A 19,119-nucleotide genomic window follows, 5' to 3' on the forward strand; every position below is an offset into this window, starting at 1 on the left:
TGCTGCCGATGCTGAGAGCGTTATCGCCATCCGGATTTCGCGGCCGCCTTCTGCTCATCCTTCTGGCGATCAGCCTCCTGCCGCTGCTGGCCACCGCCTCCGCCTTCTTCTACATCCTCAATCGCAGCGTCACGGCAGAAACCTTCGCGAAGCTCGCTTTCGTTCGCGACGCTAAGCGCAGCGAGATCGAACAATATCTGACCTTTGCCACAAGGCAGGCGGAAAGCCTCAGCCAGTCGAATGCCGTGCGCTATTCGATCGGCGATTTCTATGGCTTTGCCTATGCGTTCCGGAAGATCGACCCGTCCCCGGAGCGGGCGACCGCTATCCTGCATCAAATGTTCGGAATCGATCGCGATGGCGGCGGTGAAGCGCTGCTGCCGAAGGACAATGACGCCATGCTGCGCTCGGCGCTGGAATATGCCAACGCCCATCAGCAGTTTCACGATGATTTCGTCAGCTTCGTCACCACGTCCGAATTCGAGAACCTCTACCTCATCACGCCGGATCAGCGTGTCGTCTATTCGGTCGAGAAGGACCGCTATCTCGGTACGGACCTGAAGACGCTGGTTGCGGCGACGCCCCTCTCCCGCCTGTCGCGCGCCATGACGGAAGCGTCGCCGGACCAGACCATGTTGGTGGGCGATTTCACCACCGATCCGGTCACCGGCAAGTTCGCCGCCTACGTCGCCGTCCGCGTCGCCTTCTACAACAAGGTGCGCGGCATGGTCATCTTCCGCCTCGGTCCCAAAGGGCTCAACCGGATCGTTCAATCGCAGCAGGGCGGGACCAGCAGCCTCTATCTCCTCAATTCCGATAGTCTCTACATTTCGGCGCCGGAAGGCGGCAAACCGGGCATGCCCAGCAATTCCGCGGCTACCGGCGCCGACGGCGCGCCTTCTAGCGCAGCGCTCGTAGAGGATGGGCTTGGCGGCGTTCCTGCGCTCGCGGCAGGCACACAATTGCATTTTGGCGCCGTTCCCTGGAGCCTCGTTGCCGAAGTGCCGGACTCGGTCGCCTTCGCAAACAGCAATTCGCTTCGGCAAATCGTCATCACGCTGGCTCTGGTTCTGCTGCCAGTGCTCACCGCCCTGGTCTTCTATCTCTCCGGCACGATGACCCGGCCCGTGCAGCGCCTGACCGACGCGGCAGGCGCGATTGCCGATGGCAATCTCGATCATGCCATGCCGACAATCAAGAACCCGTCCGAACTCGGCAGGCTGACGGCGAGTTTCACGCGCATGCGCGATGCTGTCAGCGAGCAGCTCAACCTCATCAATCAGAAGAATGCCGAGCTGGAAAAGCATGTCGGCCTGATTGAGGAGAAGAACAAGGCGCTCGAAGAGGCGGACCGGATGAAGGATGCCTTCGTCGCCAACACGTCGCATGAACTGCGCACCCCGCTCAACGGCATCATCGGCATTTCCGAAACATTGGTGGCGGGCGTTGCCGGGGAATTGACGACAGCCCAGCGCAACCAGCTTCAGCTCATCAGCTTCAGCGCCCGGCGGCTTTCGCGCCTCGTGGACGATCTCCTCGATCTCTACCGCATCCGCCAGGGCCGCATGCGGCTCGACATCCATCCTGTGCACATTGCAACCAGCGTGAGCAGCGTGCTGAAAATGTGCGAACCGCTCTTGCGCGGCGAGCCGGTGGCCCTCGAGGTCGACATTCCCGAGGACATCCCCTTCGTGATGGCCGACCCCGTGCGCTTCGAGCAGATCCTCTATAATCTCCTCGGAAACGCCATCAAATATGCCGGCCAGAGCACGATCCGCGTCGTGGCCACGCCAGCCGGGATGAATGTTGCGATCAGCGTCGAGGACACGGGCGTCGGCATTGCCAGCGATAGCCTCGAACGCATCTTCCAACCTTTGGAGCAGGCGGGTTTCGGGGATGGCACGCGGCCGCCTGCCGGCACCGGTCTGGGGCTGACGATCGCCCGTCAGCTCGCAACCTTCCTCAATGGCAAACTCACTGCTCATTCCGTGCTGGGCGAAGGATCGCGCTTCACGCTCGTCCTGCCCGCTGCGGCAGTCGAGCCGTCCTATGTCGATTATTTCGGCGAGGAACTCGATCAGAAACGGCTGCACGAGACGGTAGACATGATCGCTCGCAGCCAGATCGCCACCGATGCGCCGATGGCGCCCGGCGTACCGCTGATCCTTGTGGTCGACGACGAGCCGATCAACATCCAGGTGCTGCGCAATGTCCTGCAGCCGGTCGGCTATGTCGTGCGCGCGGTCGAAAACGGGGCGGATGCACTGGCTTTCATCGATCGACTGAAACCCGATCTGGTCGTGCTCGACGTGATGATGCCGGGCATGAGCGGGCTAGAAGTCGCCAAAGCCATCCGCGAGCGCTACGACTTGCTCGATGTGCCGATCATCATGGTGACGGCGCGCAGCCGGACGCGCGATGTGATCGCTGGCTTCGAACATGGCGCAAATGATTATGTCGTCAAACCCTTCGTCAAGGACGAGCTTTTGGCCCGCGTGGCGACGCTGCTGGAGGCTGCGCGTGCACGCGGCCAGCTCCGTGAGAATAGTTCGCTCAGGGCGGAAATCGAGCGGCGGGTCGAAGTCGAGGATGCGCTTCGGCTGTCGCAGCAGCGTATGGCGAGACTTCTCGATATTTTCGAGGTGGCAATTCTCTGTACCGATCGCCAGCACCGCATCATCTACACAAACCAGGCTGCCCTCGGCATGTTAAGCATGCCAATCATCGCGCATGAAACAGCGCTTTCATCGTTGACGGGCACCGAGCTCGCGGAGCGCATGTATCAGGCCGTGAAGCGGGAGGGAGAGTTTTATCTGTCGAGCGTTCGCCTCGGCGGCCACGCGTTTGCTCTCAACGTCTTCGAGTTCGACATCGGAACCGGCGGAGGGCTTGCTCTTGTTATTCAACCAGTCTCGGCAGTTTCGGCCGGCGACATGCCCCGCAGGGACCGAATGGTCCACCACGTATTGGGAGCAATCGACAGCGCAGGCGCCAACCTGGCCCTTTTGGCACCTGAGCCGAAACGCGCTGATACCTCACCCCTCGAACCACAAGGGGAACCCGAACAGCAACGCGCCTTTCGTTTGATCATCATCGACGTCATGAAACAGAGCTTGGATGTCTGGAAACGGATGACGGGCAAAGGCAAAATCGACTTCGCAGAGAGCAGCGGTATCTGGCGCGTGAACTTCGACCGCTCTTCGTTGCAGGCGCGAACGCTGGAAAAATATCTGCTGCTCGAAACCTTGCCGCTCCAACCCCGCTGGCGTGACGTTATACGCTCCGGCGAATTCGCACTGGCCTGCGCCATGAAAACCGGCTTCGATGCCGACCTCGGCGATCTCGTCGAGACGTTGCGCCGGGATCTCGATCAGTTGCGCGCCATGGTCCGCGATGGCCGCAATAATAGCTGACGGGACCAAGTACCTCGTCGAGGCGTCGATGAGAGTCTCATCGCCGTCTGCATCTTGAAAGGCCGGGCGCTTAACAACCGTCCAGATCTACCGTTAAGATTGCACCAGCAGTCTGCACTGCGACCGTCCGTTCGTTACAACATCACGATTATGCAAGGGAACCAACATGTCACCTGTTACCGTCTCCATTCTCGACAATCCATCGGACGACGATCGCCAGGCGATACTTAACCCTCTGCTGGCTTTCAACGACGCGAAAACGGGCGACGACAGATATGAGCCGATAGGCATTATGCTGCGCGATGAGGCGGGCGACGCCGTCGGCGGGCTATGGGCGAAGCTCTATTACGATTGGCTGTTTGTCGAATTGCTCTTCGTACCGGAAAGTCTTCGGGGTGAAAATTTGGGATCTACACTCCTTACGCAAGCCGAGCAAATCGCCAGGGAAAAGGGTTGCGTCGGCGTCTGGCTGGATACGTTCAGTTTCCAGGCTCCGGGGTTCTACGAGAAGCAGGGGTATGAGCGCTTCGGCAGTCTGCAAGATTATCCAAGGGGCAAGGAACGCGTCTTTTTCCGAAAGGTCTTTTGAAGCATGGAAATACGAGACGCTACACCGGAGGATGCCGTGGCTGGCTGCATTGTTTTGAGGCGGTCAATTTCAGAGCTGTGCGAGGCGGACCACAAGAACGATCCAGCAATTCTGGCAGGTTGGCTCGGCAACAAGACGGTCGACAATTTTGTGGCTTGGATCAACCGACCCGACAATTCGCTGCTCGTTGCTGTCGAGAACGGCGAGATTCTCGCGGTGGGCGCTGTGACAGATGCTGGAACCATCAGCTTGAACTACGTTTCACCGGACGCCCGGTTTCGAGGGGTTAGTCGCACCTTGCTCAGCGCCCTTGAAAAGAGAGCGGGCGAGCGCGGAAATACCCGGTGCAATTTGACCAGCACCGAAACCGCTCGTCAATTCTATCGGTCGAATGGGTATCTTGAAGTGGGTGCATCAAGCGGCGCTTTTGGGACGAGTTCGGGTTATCCGATGACCAAGACACTAAAGTGAGAGCCTTGGCGCATCCACCAAAGCTAATTGCTGCCGTTGACCTTCCCGTCTTCTCAACGCCGTCGGCTGATAAAAATCATCAAAGCCAAAAGCAGAATAGCCGGAATGCCGATGAAGCTGAAGACGAACGGCCCCATCCAGATATCACCGTCTGGACCACTGCATTTTGGAATTGGGCAACCTGCCTGCGCCACCACAATCAAGATAAAGAACACAAAAACAATGAGGCTTGTGATAAGCGCCACAGCAGCCTTCATAAAATCCATGACTGTTTGCATGCTCAGGCTCTCTTTCGCCGACGGGTTTTCGAGGCGAACCTACTGTAGCAAAACGGAGCTTCGAAGCAGTTAATCTACTACCCCAATAGCAATGTTCGCTCGCTGTCCAAGATCATCGAAGCATGATCTGTTAGCGTTGCTGAGCGGGAATCTTTGGAACATGCCAGGCCGATATTTGTTCGACGTCGGCAAACAGAGAACATCCAAGGAGAAAATCATGTTCTTGAAAATCCTGGCAGTCTCAGCTCTTTCCCTCGGCCTTGCAACGTCGGTACTGGCCCAACAGTCCGGCACCAGCGGTAGCGGATCCGGAGCGGGTTCTGGGACCTCGACACCTTCAGGCTCCGGTTCTGACAACGGCATGAACAGCAACAAGGGCTCCGGTGCCAATACAACCAGCGGCACCAACAGCGGCGACGCGGCTGGCAACGGCGCCAGCAACGACAAAGGAAAGGCCAGCGACTGCAACGGAATGTCGACATCGAAGAACACGACAACGATGAAGCAGGACCAGGCAGCAAACCCCGCAACGTCGTCAAACTGCCCATAGCCGATGTAGGCAGTAGCTGATGTCTGCTGCCTCACTCGTCTCCCGAAATCGAGATTGGGGCGTCCGGCGGCCGGATCGAAGACGACGTAATGAGCGCCGCAGGACTTAACTGGCCTTTGACATCTCGCCGGGCCGCGATGCGACCTGAACATTGTTGCGACCGTTTCTCTTTGCGCTGTAGAGGGCGCCGTCAGCCGCCGCAACAATTTCCGCCGGCGCATCGCTGGCATGGCTTGCCACTGCGAGGCCAAAACTAGCGGTCAGTCGTAAAGACGTCCCCCCATGCGTCTCGATCGAAAGTTCCTGAATGGAACGCCTCAGGCTTTCTGCGCGCTCGACCGCCTGCTGCTGCGAACAGTCTTCCAGGACGATAACGAACTCCTCCCCGCCATATCGTGCAACGAGGCTGTTGGCGTGCCAGGGCAGGCTGCTCAGCACATCGGCGACGGCCGCGAGAGCTCTGTCGCCAACCAGATGGCCGAATGTGTCATTGACGGATTTGAAGTGATCGACGTCGACCATAATAATCGAAAGATCAGGAGAGACGGTGGATCGCCGGCTCAAGGCCGATGTGAGATGGTTCTCGAAGGTCCGGCGGTTTGCCAGTCCGGTCAACGGATCCTGTTCCGCCAAGCCATGCAGAATGGCATTGGTGCGGTGCAGATCGTCCGAGACCTGTCCATAAGCCACGATCGCAGCATCGATCATTGCCAGTTCCGCGATGCGCGGAGCGCGCTTTAGACTGACGACCCGCTCGTTCTTTCCAATGCGCTCCAGATTATCGATCGCGGCCACAATAGGCGCCGTGAGGTGACGTCTTGCGGCGATCAGCAAGACGGTGGCGAAAAGGCTTGGAACGAGCAGGATCAAAATCCACCCGACCTGCATATGACCTGCGCTTCGCTGGATTTCGCTTGCGAGATCGTCGGCCACGACCGCAGCATCGCCGCTTAACTGTGCGGCCATCGCATCGATCGTGTGCATGGCGCGGTCATAGGATTGCGTCGTCAGCTTATCGACATCGTCGGCATCCGATGCGGCTGTGGCAGACGACGTCTCGCCCTCGCGCAGGTCGCGGGCCTGCTGACGAAGTTTTGCGATGATCTTGGTTTCATCGGCGATTTGCCGCGACCCTTCGATGAGACGGGCATTTTGATCGAACGAGAACCCCTGTGTGAGGGCCTGAATCTGCAATTGGATTTGCCGCTCCAATCTGCGATCTTTCGCCAGATAGATGGAGCGCAGGAGAGAGGAGAGACGTTCGATTTTTACCGCATTCCGCGTCTGTGTCAGGATGAGCGGGATTTGGGTATCACGGGTAAAGTTTGCTTGGGTCTCGATTCTATTCAGCAGAACGAGCGAAATCCCGGCGGCGATCAGCGAATAGCTGACAACGCCCAGGAGAACAAGCCGACCGACAAAGCTGAGCGAGAGCTGGCGCCTACTCGACCCTTTGATATCATCCATGCCAGTCGCTCAATAAATGCTGAAGGGGAAGTAGGCATCGTTGATGCGATCATAGACGCCATTGAGCTTAATTTGCTTCAAAGCGTCGTTCACCTTCTGAATGAGAGCTGCATTTCCCTTTTTTGCAGTGATATGCGCCGAGCTTTGGAGAAACTCGGTGGAAATCGGATCGCCGACATAACCAAAGCGTGCGCCTTCCGGCGTCTGCAGGAAGCTGAGAAGCTCAATGGCATCGCCGATCAAAAGGTCAGCCTTATTATCCAGAAGCAGGTGTTGGGCCGCCGGCTGATCTTTCGCCAGCACGGCCTTGCTCGCACCATAGGCCTTCTGCAAATATTCAGCCTGAATGGTTCCCGTTGCCGCCGCGATGCGAACGCCAGTGAGGGCCGCCGGCGCGCTGTCCTGGAACTTGTCCGAGTCGCCAATCAGCACCGAATGCGAACGGTAGTATGGCGCGGAGAACTCCATCTTCTGGGCTCGCTCGTCGGTAAAAGCCATGCTGGCGACGATAAGATCGTATTTGTCGTCCGCCAAACCCTGAATGATCTCCGTCCACGGCACGGCGACGAGCGAACATTCGGTTTGCATCTGCCGGCAGAGCGCTTTGGCGATATCGACATCGAATCCGGCGAGCTGCCCGGATGTGTCCTTGAAGTTGAAGGGCGGATACGCACCTTCGGTGGCAATGCGAAGCTGATCGCCCGCCATTGCCAGGCCAAGGGAGCCTGCAAAGAATAAGGCAACGAGTAGAAGCCGAGCAATCATCTGTTTCCCCACCATAGTATTGTGAAGATATTAGGAGGAAACCGATAACAAAGAGTGATAGCGCCTGCTCAATTTCGATGCTTTCGCCGGCGAGTGCAACAAGGATGCTAATCCTCTCCCCATTGCTTTGGTAATATTGGTGATTGAGCGATATTCCGCATGATTGTCAGCTTATGACAGAACGCATGCAGGGGCGGAAAAGCTTCAGCTCGAACGACGGGATTGCCAGTTCCACAGGAATACGGCTTGGAGTTGCCTTCTTCAAAACGCCGTTTCACAAGGCCTTCGGTAGATAGCCGTCCAGCAAAAGTCTCTCGAATCGGCCACTCTCGCTTGCGGAGCGCATATCTTTGAACAGCCGCGAGATGAGGCGCGGACGCGATCCTGGCCTTTCGTCGATCAGCACGACCGACAACCGCTTTATCTCGATGGTGATCGTGCGCGCCTCGTCATGCCAACGAAAATTCGACGAATCCAGTGAATGAAATCCATTCTGCGCCGCCCATGCGGCTATCATGTCCGCGTTCATGAGTATCCTGTTTAGGGAGATTCGGGCGGACGCCCTCAGCCGCTGTCCTGCCGATGCGAATCGCCTCTTATTCTGACGAATACCGCGACTGAATCGCTGGAATCCAGCGCAAACCGTTCAAGCCGCGAATTGCCCGCCGGGTGTTGCGAGAAAGACTCATACGATTGATAGACGATTGCGTTTCGACGAAAGGCGCTTTGTAATAAAACCCATCGCGATAGTTGTATCAGGGCGCAGGCACATGGACCCCACACATTTGTTTGAACTTGTTATCGGAATGTTCGTGGCGATCATCGCGCTGCATTACGCCGCCCACAGGTTCGGGCTGCCGCCATCTGTGGCGCTGCTTGCCGGAGGCGCGTTGCTTGCCTTCCTGCCGGGTCTGCCCACAATTACGGTCGATCCTGGCCTGGTGCTCGTCATCTTTCTTCCGCCACTACTCATGGACGGAGCCTGGTTTATTGCGCTTCGTCCATTGCGCCGCCACCTGGTCGGCATTGCCTCGCTCGCCATTGGCGCGGTGTTTTTCACATGCGCCGTCTTGGCCGTGGTGACCCATCTGCTGTTTCCATCGCTGCCCTGGGCCGCGTGCGCGGCACTAGGCGCGATCGTTTCGCCACCGGACGCAATCTCCGCTCGCGCTATCCTGCAACGGGTAAAGTTGCCTCGGCGCCTGCAAATCCTGCTCGAAGGCGAAAGCCTGCTCAATGATGCCAGCGGCTTGGTGCTCTTCCGTTTCGCCGTCGCTGCTGGTGTCACCGGTGCTTTCAGCACAGTCGATGCGGCAGGAAGTTTTTTGCTTTTGGCGGCAGGCGGCGCCTTCGTCGGCATCGTCGTCGGAACGGTCTGGGTCCTGTTCGTGAGGCAATTGCGCGATGAATATCTGATGATCGCCGCCACAACGCTGTTGGCTTGGACCTCTTATCTGCTTGGCGAACAAATCCATGTGTCCGGCGTCATCGCAACGGTGACCACCGGCCTGATCGCAAGCTGGCACCAGCATACGGTGCTTTCGGCCTCAACACGCATGCGCGGCACGTCATTCTGGACGGTGATCATCTTTCTGATGGAAGCCGCGGTTTTCATCTTGATCGGATTATCACTGCGGGGCGTTGTCGAACGTGGCGGCGGCTTTAGCGTGGTGACCGCAACGATGGGATTGCCGATACTCGTCATCCTGATTGCACTCACCCTCGCGCGCTTCGGTTGGGCCTTCGGATCCGACCTTGTGATCAAACTTTGCAATGTTTTGGGGCTTGATCGACATACGCCGCTCGGCGTCCGTGGCGTAACCGTCATAAGCTGGGCCGGCGTTCGTGGTGTCGTCACGCTGGCCCTGGCACTGAGCGTGCCCGAAGGCTTCCCCGGCAGGGACTTCATCCTGGTCACGTCGTTCGCCGTCATCGTCGGAACCGTGCTTATCCAAGGGACAACGCTTGGGCGCGTGATCACCTGGGCAAGGCTGAGCGAGCCGGCGTCAGAGAAGGCGCGCCTCACTATGAGCCAAGCCGAAGCTGCCATGGCGCAGGCGCAATTTGCGACCGTCAAGGACCTGGCCTATGACGGCGAGGGAAAGCTCATTCATCCGCAACTGCTGGAGCGATATCAGCGCAGGGCCGTGGCAATTGTCGATTATGCGGCGCGCACGGAACAATACTCTCCTATGCTCCAGGCCCATTTCGATGTCGTTCTCGAAGCGGTTGCCACAGGGCGTCGCGAACTCATACGGCTTCACCGCGCCGGCGATATCGATGACGAGACGTTGCGCGAACTGGAGCGAGACCTGGATCTCGAGGAGCTAAGCGCGATCTCCGCCAAGTCATGACCGCGGGCGCTCCTGCTCTCCTCAGTGCCAATCCTGACTATGGGAACGGTGGGCGTCCGTGAGCCCGTTTCTGAAGAACCGGTCGTAATAGTCGATCTCGACGTGATGCGCCTGCAGCCAGACGCCCGGCACATGGATCGCATCACAGTGCGCGGGGAAGCGGCCATGCGTCTCGTAGATATAGGTGCAGATGTCGCGCGCGCAGCCGATCACGTCGTCGTTGTAGACCGCAGCCTCCGCGAGATAGCGTTTGCCGTAATCGTCCTTGTAGATCTCAGCAAAGAGTGCCTGATCATTGAAGAGGCCGTTCTTGCCGAATTTCTCCTCCACGACGGCGGCAACGGCGTCGGCCATGCTGTCGTAATAGGGCGGCGACATGCCCTTGATCAGGTGTTCCCCCTTGAAACGCAGTCCGATCGGATTGCTGCGCAAGTTGGCGTAACGTGGCAAGGGCACCTGCCAGCGCAGAATGTCCATCAGTCGCCAGCGTGGCGTGACAACGTCGAACCCCAGCAGGGGACCGTAAGTCTTCACAAATTTCGGATCGCCGACGAGGACGGGCGGGCTGATGGAGCCGTGGATCCAGGCACCGAGCCCCATGGCATCGGCGGTCAGGAATATGTTCTGCAACAGCAGGTCGGCCTCGATCTGCGTCCGTAGCGAACCAATGACGCCGAGCGGGATCTTGATATCCTTGTTCAGAAAACCCTTGTCCACCCAGCGCTTCACGCCTGCGAGCCGATAGAAGTTGCGGTCGTCGACGATCGCCGGTCGCGCGCCGTCCGGCTGGGTCAGAAGATACATCATGCCGTTGATATATTGCCGGGAGAGATCGACGACCGGCAGGAAGATCGTGGTGCCCGGCAGGTTCGACAGGAAGCGATTGGAATCGAGATAGGCGGGAAAGGCGCGCTTGCCGTCAGGAACATCGAGGCGGTGATCGAGAATGCGCACCTTTGCCTCTGCTGCCCGGGCGATCAGCCGTTCCGCCGTCAGCGCTTTTTCGCCGTCCGGCGGCGGTGGCAATTTGCGGATGAAATAGGTGCCGCTGTCGTTGATCATGAAGAAATGCGTGCCCTGGGCGTTGTCGGGGCTGCCGGCGGTGCGCCCCTCCATGACAAGGTTCGGCTTGGCCATGATCGGCTGATGCGTGGCCGGATCCTCGAAAGGCCGGTCGGGCATGGTGAGCCCCGTCGAACCGGTGATGGCGATCAGCATCGCCTCTTCAAGCTCTGAAAGGGGTTCACGCGGCTGCTGGGACTCATAGCTCATCGTGCCGGCCAGCACCGAGCTTCCCTGGCTCACGCGATGGGTCCGCCGGCGCCATATCGTCTCGATGAGCGGCCTGCGGAACAGCGCGTCGAGACCGCGGTTGCCGGTCGAGGTTCTGGCCGCGACCGCATCTGTTGGCGAAAGATCATCTGCTCCGGGTCGGTCGGTCATGATGCCCTCTTTTCCAGATCCTGCTTTTCGCCGCCGAAAAGGACCGGCCGCCAGGGCACGAAGGCGCTGGCATTGCACGGCAGCATCGACGCGAGATCCGGGCAATGCCGCAGGATCAAGCTCGTCATGCCGTTGTTGGCGATCCAGTCGATCCCGAAGGGCGAATAGACCTCCGGACGGAAATCCACCGTCAGGAAGCGATCGCTCTGCAGCCGGCGCGACGCCATGAGAATGAAGATGCGGAACGCGGTGTCGCTGAAGCCGAAGCCGGCCGGCGGCGGTTCGGCAAAGAGGCCAACCACGGTGTCGACGCGGTCGATGTTGCCATAAATCTCCTTGAGCAGCCGCACGTCTTCGGGGTTGGTCGACAGTTCCTCCCAATGCTTGATCCGTGGCCGGTGCAGCCCGGCCCTGAAATCATTGTAGCGCGGAACGCCACGCCGCCGCGTCCGTACGAGGTCGACGACGGAAAGGTCGATGATCTCCTTGTCGCGCGTGAACGCCTGAAGTGCGCGCGGGAAATTATGCAGCGTGATGGCGCCGGGATGCGCCGTTCCGAAGGAATAGAGCGTATTGCGAAGGCCATATTGCCGCATGATCTCGTCAGCGCCCGGGCCTTGTATGTCCATGAAGCTCTTTTCGGCGATCTTGGCGCCCGTCTTGTGATTGTAGAAGCAGTAGTCGTCGGGCAGTAGCGGATGCATGCGGTAGACGGTGACGAAATCCTCGGTCAGCGAATAGGGCGTGCCATGATGGTCCGGCATCGTCTTCGGAATGCCGGTGGAGGCATGCGCGTCGATCAGCCAGAGGCCGGCCTTCGTCAGCCAGTCATTGGCGGGCGGGCCGTTCCAGTTGCTGGAAAGGCCGACTTCAATCGCCTTGGTAGCAAGGATCGCCGGCGTCCATTCGACCGTGTGGATCTTGGCGATCAGCGCCGAGACGATCAGCCTGGCGGTCTGGTAGACGCGCTCGTCGTCCCAATTGCCATATTGGCGCCGAAGCTCGTCGCAGAGCAGATTGTGTTCACGCGCAAACAGCGTGTGCATGGCGCTCAAGCCGAGCCACCAGCTCTCATTGAAGCCTGTCACTTCGAAGCCGTGGACATCGACCGGCAAGTGCCCGTTGACCAGGCGTATCTTCGGGCCCTCGCGCAGGTCCTTGGCCTTCTTGCTATCGGGACCGTAAACCTCCGATCCGTCCCACCAGTGCGAGGCGGCATTGCCGAAATAGATGGGCGGCTTGCCGTCATAGCCGCTGATCTCCATGTTGCCGGCAATTCGCATGACGTCTTCCGGCTTGCCGCCGACCTCGCTGGTCCATTTCATGCCGGCGGGAAGGCCGACGACGATGTCCTTTTCCCCCAGGGGATGGCGGGCATGGTTGACCCAATCATGGACCTGAAACTGGATCCACGCGGCGGCGAGGATGTTGAGCGAGCGCGCCGGAATGAACGAGTCGCGATGCAGCAGTTGCTGCGCAACCACCACCGGATTGGGCGTGTCGAACAGTTCGGGCGCAAAAGCCGGTGTCAGGTTGCGTCCGAAGGTCGAGCCGATGGCACCCATCTTCGGCGCCGATAGATCGTTGAACGTGCCGTCATAGGTCCGCATCTGCCGCTCGCCTTCGGCAATCGCCGGTAGCGGCGTCGGGCGGGCGACCGGCGGCGCCTCGAGGGGATCGGTTCCGATCAGGTTCTTTTCACGCAAGACATAACGGAAGGCATCGAGATTGAGCAGGCTCAACCGCAGCGGCAGTCGGTGCCAGGCAATGTACCGGTTGATGACCAGAAAAGCGCTACGCGTAATGCTCCCCGCCAGCCGGTTGCGGAACGGCACCGGGCTTGTCCAACGGAAACTGTGGCGATAGGCGGCGCTGGCGTCGTAGACCACTTTGCGCGCCCGGTTTAGATTGCCGAGCGGCCTGAAGGCATCGGTCGTGTTCCAGGGGTTGAAAGCCAGTTCGTCGACAAGGCGCGCATTGGCGATGGTTTCGGCGTCACCGGTCTTCGGTTTGCTGACCTTGAGCTCTGCCACCTTGATCGGAGGCGAGGCCGTCTCCATCCATTCGATGGACGTGTCCTCGATGGGCGTCGACTTCCGATCGACGAAAAGCTGGAGACAGAGTTCATAGCGGATATCGCCCACCTCCAGCCGCCGTGCGAGTTCGGTGGAGAGATAGCTAGGATCCGTCTCGGAAGGGTCGGGGGCATGCGATGCGTTCGGTGCGGGACGGAAGAGATAGCGCACCGCCCGCCTTTCGCCCCAACAGATGGCACCGCGGCTCCAGAAGGTCTCGAGCGCCAGGCTGCGGATTTTCCGGTTGCGGCCTGTAGTGACGTTGCGGATCATCCGTATGGTTTCGGAGGGTCCGAAGGTCAGGGCGAGGCCGATCACGCCGAAGAGCCGGCTCAAGCCTCCGCCCGCCGTCGCCTTGGCGAAGGCGACGAACTGCCTGGCATCGCGTGCGTGGGAAACCGGAAAATTGGTCGCTAAGAGATCGTGGCTCTCCTGATCCGAGATATTGATCCGCACGGCCAAGCCTCGCAGGTCGGGCTTGTAGTCCGGCTGACCATAACCACTGGCATTGGACAGGCGCAGGATCGCCGGATAGCTCTTGCCAGGCTCGGCAAACCCAACCCTCAGATCTTCGGGCAAGTCGTCGACGAATGTCAGCTCGGCGTCGATAGCCGCAAAGACCGCCTTGCTGTGAAACGCGCGCTGAATATCGGCGGCCTTGGCATAGCTGCGCGTCTTGTATTGGACACGCATCATATCCTGAGCGAGGCGCTCGAACATCAAGCGCTCGGCTTCCACGCCCCCTTGATAGGATTCACTCCACTCCATTCTCGTTCGCCCTCCGTGAACGCATCGAACAATGGGCTTCCGGCACATCGCATCGATGGGAATGCATGGGATTGAAAAGCGACGGACGATGATCCCCCGTTTCCCGGCGCCGTCCGCGATGCGACAGGAAACGCCTTCCGATTTCGGCGCATTGCGCCGACCAACAAAGTGGCTATTGCGTACCCCGACCGGGGAAAATCCGGTCCTCGACCATTTTTGCGATACCGGACAGAAGCCCTTTCGGCGAAGGGCTGTAATGCGGCAGCGCAAGTCGTGTGATGTGGGCGTCTATGATCGCCGGCTTGCCGAGTGCGAGCGCCTCGTCGAAGGCTCTTTCGAACTCGTCGATCGTCTCCACCCTGTATCCCTCAGCACCGCAGGCCCTGGCATAGGCGACATAGTCCGGATTGCCGAATTCGACCAAACCCGATTCCGCATAGGCTTCGAGCTGATAAAGCTTGATGAGCTTGAATTCGCCGTCGTTGAAAATGATCCAGATCACAGGGATGTCGTATTGAACGGCGGTCAGCAGCTCGAAGCCCGACAGCAGATAACATCCGTCGCCGCAGCCGACGATGACGGGACGATCGGGATTGGCGCATTTGGCGCCGAGCGCGCCATTGACATGTCCCGCCATCGGCCCGAATCCGCCAGGCTTGCGGAAGAACTGTCCCGGCGAAAGTTCCAGATAGTAGCCGAGCCAGGCAAGGTGTGCGCCCGCGTCTGCAAGCACGATGGCATTCTTCGGCAGGCGCTTGGAGACGGCTTGGGCAAGCTGTCCGGGATGGATGTCATCCAGGAGATGCACGATGCGCTCCGCGTCATAGTCGCGCCCTTCGGCGGATCTCGATGGCACAGCCGCAGCCTTCGGCCATATTTCCCCGTTGAGTGCCGCAACCGCGCGTTTTGCATCGCCGATGATGGCGGCATCGGCCTTATAGACCTTGTCTATCTCGCCGCTATCGATGTTGATGTGGATGAGCGTCTTGCCGATCAGCAGATCATCGCGAAAATTGAAGGTGGCATGCTGCGCGAAGGAATTGCCCACCGCGAGGATCACATCGGCCTCAAGGAAAGCCTTCCAGGCTGCGCTGTGGCCGCTATCGCAGAACACGCCGACAGAGAGCGGATGACGCTCGGAAATGATGCCTTTTCCATCGAGCGTCGTCGCGAAGGGGATCTGGTAGCGCACAAGAAGTTCCGTCAACTCCGGCCCGGCGCCACTGCGAACGGCACCGAAGCCGATCAATGTCAATATCTTCCTATCCTTGGCAATAGCGTCCGCCAGAAGCTCGGCCACCTCGCTTACCCGCTTGGAATCCGGTACCATCGGACGCCGCTGGAGATTGATATCGCGGTAGTTGTCAACGGAGACGCCATGATGCGTCAGGTTTTCCGGGACATGGATGTGAACCGGGCCGGGTCGGCCCTCGAAGGCTAGGTTGACGGCCTCTTCGACGACATCGCAGGTCTTGGCGGCATCTGTCAGCAGAAACGACTTTTTCGTGGTGGCTGCAAACATCGCCTGGGAATCCGGAGTGCGACTGACACCCGAGGTTTCATTCAATGCGCCCTTTCCCTTCCAGTCGAGGGAGGCATAGCCGGAAACGGCCAGGACCGGATAGGAATCCGACATGGCAACGGCCAGTCCGGAAAACAGATTGAAGGCGCCTGGCCCCGCGGTCGCAAAGCAAAAGCCCAAATGATCCGAATGCATGGCATATCCACAGGCCATGAACGAAGCTGCCTGTTCGTGCCGGGTGATGATGGGCTTGATTGAGGAATGTTTGAGGGCAAGCATCAGACCGGCGGCATTTTCGCCCGCTCCGCCGAAAGCGGCGCCGACCCCTACTCCCTCAAGTGCCTTCACGATCGCTTCGTAGACTCTCATCGAGAATGCCCTCCAAACGCACAGATAAACCGGCGCGTCCAATTCCCAACTACATTGTCAATGCGGAAAGACACTGCTCCTGCATTTCAAGTCCAGAATATTCGGAAGTACCTATTAAGAGCCAAACCCGCTTGGTGAGACCCGTCGCGTTCCGCGCGTGAAATCCAAGCAACCGAAGCTGAAATATGCTGTCGAACGAAACTGCCATCAGGCGGAATGTTGGCGCATTCCCTTATCGTTGCGGCCATCTTTGCGCATTTTGAAATAAACTTCAACCACAGATTACCGCAAGGAAATAGTCCTGAATGGTTGCCCCCGTTTTCCCGGTCATAACAAAGCGTAACGTAAACTCCTAAAGCAATTTATGATTGCGCATCTATTCGCCATGCCTTCTAAAGTCGCGCATTGAAGGCCGCGCGCATCTGCGGCGGGACATTGAGCAATGCGAGAGCCGCGGCAAGCTCGTCGCTCCAGCCGGCCGGCAAGGTCGATGGCTGCGCGAAATCATCGGTCCCGCTGAGAAAGTGCTGAACGGCGTGAAAGCCGAGTGCGCGATAGACCTCGAACTGCTCCTCGCTGAAAAATTGATCCAGCGTCGTCTCGTGCGGAAACGTCGGGTTCCGCCTCTTATAGTCCATGACGTAGTCGTTCTCGTCGCCGGTCAGCGACGACTTGATGTAGAGCAATATGCCCTTTTCATCCTCACCATATTCTATGATTCCGACGGCCGCATGGGGTCCTCTGAATTTTGCCGGCTCACCCCTGTTCGAGGCCATCTCCCTCGTCACTTCCAGGCTTCTCCTCTGGATATCCTGCCAAGGAAGCTCGATGCGAATGCCGAGGTCGATACGCGCCATGACCTGGAGCTTCACGAAGGCTTCAAACGTCATGCTCGGATCGGCTTCCGCGTCGACGGCCAGAATGACCTTACAGCGGCGGCGCAGCAATTCGTATATGCCGAGATTTTCCACATGGCCGCCATCGGTCAGATAGACATTCAGCTTCTTCTCGTCCAAGCGTCCGGCGGTCTCATTGGCAAAATACCATGTGCCGAAATTCGACCACCACCGGTTCCACCAGCGGCGCAACGCGTCGAGCTTTGCCGGATTGGCCAGCCAATAGCCGAGGCGGACGTTCAGCAAGGAAAGGCTGAAGGTCAATATTCTGACGGTGTGGTTTCCCATATTCGCCGACGCCGCCGCACCGGACGTCGCCATCGCCGTCGCAAGGCTGAGCGATGGAACGGCATCCTCCATCTCCTTGGTCGCCACATAGCGCGTTGCCTGGCTACCGATATGCAACGGGCTAAAGATGAAATTGTCGGCGTTGCGACCGCGCTTGTTGAGGGCCTTCGACCCGATCAAATTGATCGTCGTATTGACGAGAAGATAGGGCGAATAGGCGGCGCCCTGGTTCCAATGATCTCTCTTGGCATCGAACGGCTTCAACGACGAGAATTTCCACCGGTCGACATCAACCGACGGCTTGTTGCTTCCAAGACGCACACGCTCAAACAGGAAGGCCCGGCTGAGACGGTCCCGGTAGAGCTGATTGAGCGAGTTGGAATTGGGACCGATGAACAGACAGACGAAGGCGAGTACCAAGGCGACCCACAGATAAAGCGAGCCGATCTCTCCGAGCCTTCCGATGGGAGGAATATGGTTGGCAACCAAGACGGATGCCGCGGAAAGCCACGACGGAGCGACGGGGGCGAGCGCAGGGGCGGAAAACTCAGCCACAGGCGTGATCGCCCAGAAACTGAGATAGAGATAGGAGACCCAGAGCAGCAGCGGCACGACAACGGCCGCAAGATACAGAGCAATGCGGCTTGCGTATTTCTTCAGCGTTGCCGTCCAGGTCGCCTCTCCGAGTGCTGCTCTTGCGATGTTCGCGAGCTTCTGAGCCGCACCTATCAACACAAGGGCCGTCGGAAGCAGAACGCTGGCAAGCGCGGGTACGATATGCGCGATCGCCAGAAGGACGCCCTTCACGCCGCCGCTTTCAACGCCAGCGATCTCAGCCGTAGCCGTCGTTGCCCCTTCGAACATGCCGCTGAGGATAAGCGGCTGCAGTTCGATGAGAAAGGCGCCGGCAATCGCCACCACGAGCCAGCCGAGGATCCACGCAAGTCGCTCTCGCGTCATCAGCCGGCTGGTCTGAAATGTCACGGAGGTTGCAATCGCGCTGACGAACATCAGGAAGAGGACGACGACGGTAACATTGGTCGTCAATGTGAAGGCTTCCAGGCCCTTGACGGTGATGAAAGGAAGCCAGCCGCCGCTTAGTGGAAAGCCGAAAATATCCGGCTGTCCCAAATCAGTGGAACGGGGATTGCAGGCGACGGTGAACACGGCAAGGAGAAGCAGGGCAGGCAGGACGATCAGCGCGTTTACCAGCAATCCACGCATCAGGAGCGCTACGCTCGTCAAATAATCGATGGTTCCGTTCGGAACGAGGAAATTCGAATAGTTCCGCAGATGTTGGATTTCCGGCGTCTCCTGGGAATCGAGCTTGCTGGCGAAGGGAAACGTGTAGGGCTCCTGCATCATACCCGAGACGATGGATGTACCGATGTAGCAGCCGCCGGAAACCGTGGAGAAATAATCAAAGGCGTCGAAGACCCGTGGCTCGCCATCATGTGTGATTGCATCCAGCGCCTGCGAGACCCCTAAGCAAAAGGCGGCCGAACGGATGCCGCCGCCGGAAAACGAAAGCCCGGTCAGGTTGCTGCCGGTCTCCATTCGGACCGTGCCGCGTTTGCCAGTCTCCGTATGATCCTGCGACAGTTTCGCCGGATGACGAGGGATGTGGAACCTCGCCCTCTCCGCGCCTTCCGTTGGGGGATGGCGCTCAGCCTGTTTTTCTTCCGCGCCGCCATTTTGAAGTGACTGGCGCCGGAAATTAATAACATCCAGCTCGCGTTTGAAGATCGCTTCGAAATCCAGGGTCATGCGTCCCACCAATCGCCAAGAATGGTTGTCGTTCAAATGCGCGCTGCAACTGTAGCAGAAATGTTCCGCGGCATAGGAAGCATTTTCCTCTGTCTGGAACGGGT

The 19,119-nt window shown here is 58.9% G+C and carries 13 protein-coding genes; 5 read left to right on the forward strand and 8 right to left on the reverse strand.

From position 1 onward, the window contains the following. The first annotated feature begins 8 nt into the window (after nt 1-8). The 3 genes from ACXHXG_RS25305 (at nt 9) to ACXHXG_RS25315 (ending at nt 4,473) form a co-directional block, all read left to right on the forward strand. Nucleotides 9-3,413 carry a response regulator gene (locus ACXHXG_RS25305; protein ID WP_457901117.1) on the forward strand — a complete coding sequence of 1,135 codons (3,405 nt, stop codon included), beginning with the start codon at nt 9-11 and terminating at the stop codon, nt 3,411-3,413. Nucleotides 3,414-3,579: 166 nt separating this feature from the next. Then, the gene (locus ACXHXG_RS25310; RefSeq protein ID WP_260304760.1) at nt 3,580-4,002 is read left to right on the forward strand and encodes a GNAT family N-acetyltransferase; all 423 of its coding nucleotides are present in this window, start codon (nt 3,580-3,582) and stop codon (nt 4,000-4,002) included. Between the two features lie 36 nt (nt 4,003-4,038). Then, complete coding sequence (locus ACXHXG_RS25315; protein ID WP_311319457.1) at nt 4,039-4,473, forward strand: GNAT family N-acetyltransferase; 435 nt, start codon at nt 4,039-4,041, stop codon at nt 4,471-4,473. A 53-nt stretch (nt 4,474-4,526) separates the two neighbouring features. Here the strand turns inward: ACXHXG_RS25315 and ACXHXG_RS25320 are convergent, their stop codons facing one another. Further along, nucleotides 4,527-4,751, reverse strand: coding sequence for a hypothetical protein (locus ACXHXG_RS25320; RefSeq protein WP_104826213.1), 225 nt, complete (start codon nt 4,749-4,751; stop codon nt 4,527-4,529). Between the two features lie 217 nt (nt 4,752-4,968). Here ACXHXG_RS25320 and ACXHXG_RS25325 point away from each other — a divergent pair, with 217 nt between their 5' ends. Then, nucleotides 4,969-5,301, forward strand: a complete 333-nt coding sequence (locus tag ACXHXG_RS25325; protein ID WP_104827834.1) for an oxidoreductase — start codon at nt 4,969-4,971, stop codon at nt 5,299-5,301. Nucleotides 5,302-5,406: 105 nt separating this feature from the next. On the opposite strand, the gene ACXHXG_RS25330 is transcribed toward ACXHXG_RS25325, so the two are convergent. The 3 genes from ACXHXG_RS25330 to ACXHXG_RS25340 all read right to left on the reverse strand — a co-directional run bounded on the left by ACXHXG_RS25330 (nt 5,407) and on the right by ACXHXG_RS25340 (nt 8,062). Further along, nucleotides 5,407-6,768: a GGDEF domain-containing protein gene (locus tag ACXHXG_RS25330; RefSeq protein WP_285168791.1), complete on the reverse strand. Its 1,362-nt coding sequence runs from the start codon at nt 6,766-6,768 to the stop codon at nt 5,407-5,409. Nucleotides 6,769-6,777: 9 nt separating this feature from the next. Next, the gene (locus ACXHXG_RS25335) at nt 6,778-7,533 is read right to left on the reverse strand and encodes a transporter substrate-binding domain-containing protein (RefSeq protein ID WP_104826211.1); all 756 of its coding nucleotides are present in this window, start codon (nt 7,531-7,533) and stop codon (nt 6,778-6,780) included. A 274-nt stretch (nt 7,534-7,807) separates the two neighbouring features. Beyond that, complete coding sequence (locus tag ACXHXG_RS25340) at nt 7,808-8,062, reverse strand: hypothetical protein (RefSeq protein WP_104826210.1); 255 nt, start codon at nt 8,060-8,062, stop codon at nt 7,808-7,810. A gap of 241 nt (nt 8,063-8,303) precedes the next feature. Between ACXHXG_RS25340 and ACXHXG_RS25345 the strand changes: the two genes are divergently transcribed. Further along, nucleotides 8,304-9,887 carry a Na+/H+ antiporter gene (locus tag ACXHXG_RS25345; protein WP_457901118.1) on the forward strand — a complete coding sequence of 528 codons (1,584 nt, stop codon included), beginning with the start codon at nt 8,304-8,306 and terminating at the stop codon, nt 9,885-9,887. Between the two features lie 21 nt (nt 9,888-9,908). On the opposite strand, the gene ACXHXG_RS25350 is transcribed toward ACXHXG_RS25345, so the two are convergent. From ACXHXG_RS25350 to ACXHXG_RS25365, 4 genes are all read right to left on the reverse strand, one after another. Beyond that, nucleotides 9,909-11,330 (reverse strand): hypothetical protein, encoded by a 1,422-nt coding sequence (locus ACXHXG_RS25350; protein ID WP_457901119.1) that lies wholly within the window; start codon nt 11,328-11,330, stop codon nt 9,909-9,911. Further along, nucleotides 11,327-14,173: a peroxidase family protein gene (locus ACXHXG_RS25355; protein WP_457901120.1), complete on the reverse strand. Its 2,847-nt coding sequence runs from the start codon at nt 14,171-14,173 to the stop codon at nt 11,327-11,329. The genes ACXHXG_RS25350 and ACXHXG_RS25355 overlap by 4 nt, the downstream gene beginning before the upstream one ends. Nucleotides 14,174-14,345: 172 nt before the next feature. Next, on the reverse strand, nt 14,346-16,064 hold the full coding sequence (locus tag ACXHXG_RS25360) for a thiamine pyrophosphate-binding protein (protein WP_457901121.1): 1,719 nt from the start codon (nt 16,062-16,064) through the stop codon (nt 14,346-14,348). A 392-nt stretch (nt 16,065-16,456) separates the two neighbouring features. Then, nucleotides 16,457-19,015, reverse strand: a complete 2,559-nt coding sequence (locus ACXHXG_RS25365) for a patatin-like phospholipase family protein (protein ID WP_457901122.1) — start codon at nt 19,013-19,015, stop codon at nt 16,457-16,459. Nucleotides 19,016-19,119 lie beyond the last annotated feature (104 nt).

This window comes from Rhizobium sp. LEGMi-198b (assembly GCF_054114205.1).

Bases quoted from the DNA above. Each gene is read 5' to 3' on its own strand.
- ACXHXG_RS25355 (WP_457901120.1), bottom strand. From the start codon at position 14,173: ATGGAGTGGAGTGAATCCTATCAAGGGGGCGTGGAAGCCGAGCGCTTG.
- ACXHXG_RS25365 (WP_457901122.1), bottom strand. From the start codon at position 19,015: ATGACCCTGGATTTCGAAGCGATCTTCAAACGCGAGCTGGATGTTATT.
- ACXHXG_RS25340 (WP_104826210.1), bottom strand. From the start codon at position 8,062: ATGAACGCGGACATGATAGCCGCATGGGCGGCGCAGAATGGATTTCAT.
- ACXHXG_RS25310 (WP_260304760.1), top strand. From the start codon at position 3,580: ATGTCACCTGTTACCGTCTCCATTCTCGACAATCCATCGGACGACGAT.
- ACXHXG_RS25345 (WP_457901118.1), top strand. From the start codon at position 8,304: ATGGACCCCACACATTTGTTTGAACTTGTTATCGGAATGTTCGTGGCG.
- ACXHXG_RS25305 (WP_457901117.1), top strand. From the start codon at position 9: ATGCTGAGAGCGTTATCGCCATCCGGATTTCGCGGCCGCCTTCTGCTC.
- ACXHXG_RS25325 (WP_104827834.1), top strand. From the start codon at position 4,969: ATGTTCTTGAAAATCCTGGCAGTCTCAGCTCTTTCCCTCGGCCTTGCA.
- ACXHXG_RS25360 (WP_457901121.1), bottom strand. From the start codon at position 16,064: ATGAGAGTCTACGAAGCGATCGTGAAGGCACTTGAGGGAGTAGGGGTC.
- ACXHXG_RS25320 (WP_104826213.1), bottom strand. From the start codon at position 4,751: ATGCAAACAGTCATGGATTTTATGAAGGCTGCTGTGGCGCTTATCACA.
- ACXHXG_RS25330 (WP_285168791.1), bottom strand. From the start codon at position 6,768: ATGGATGATATCAAAGGGTCGAGTAGGCGCCAGCTCTCGCTCAGCTTT.
- ACXHXG_RS25335 (WP_104826211.1), bottom strand. From the start codon at position 7,533: ATGATTGCTCGGCTTCTACTCGTTGCCTTATTCTTTGCAGGCTCCCTT.
- ACXHXG_RS25350 (WP_457901119.1), bottom strand. From the start codon at position 11,330: ATGACCGACCGACCCGGAGCAGATGATCTTTCGCCAACAGATGCGGTC.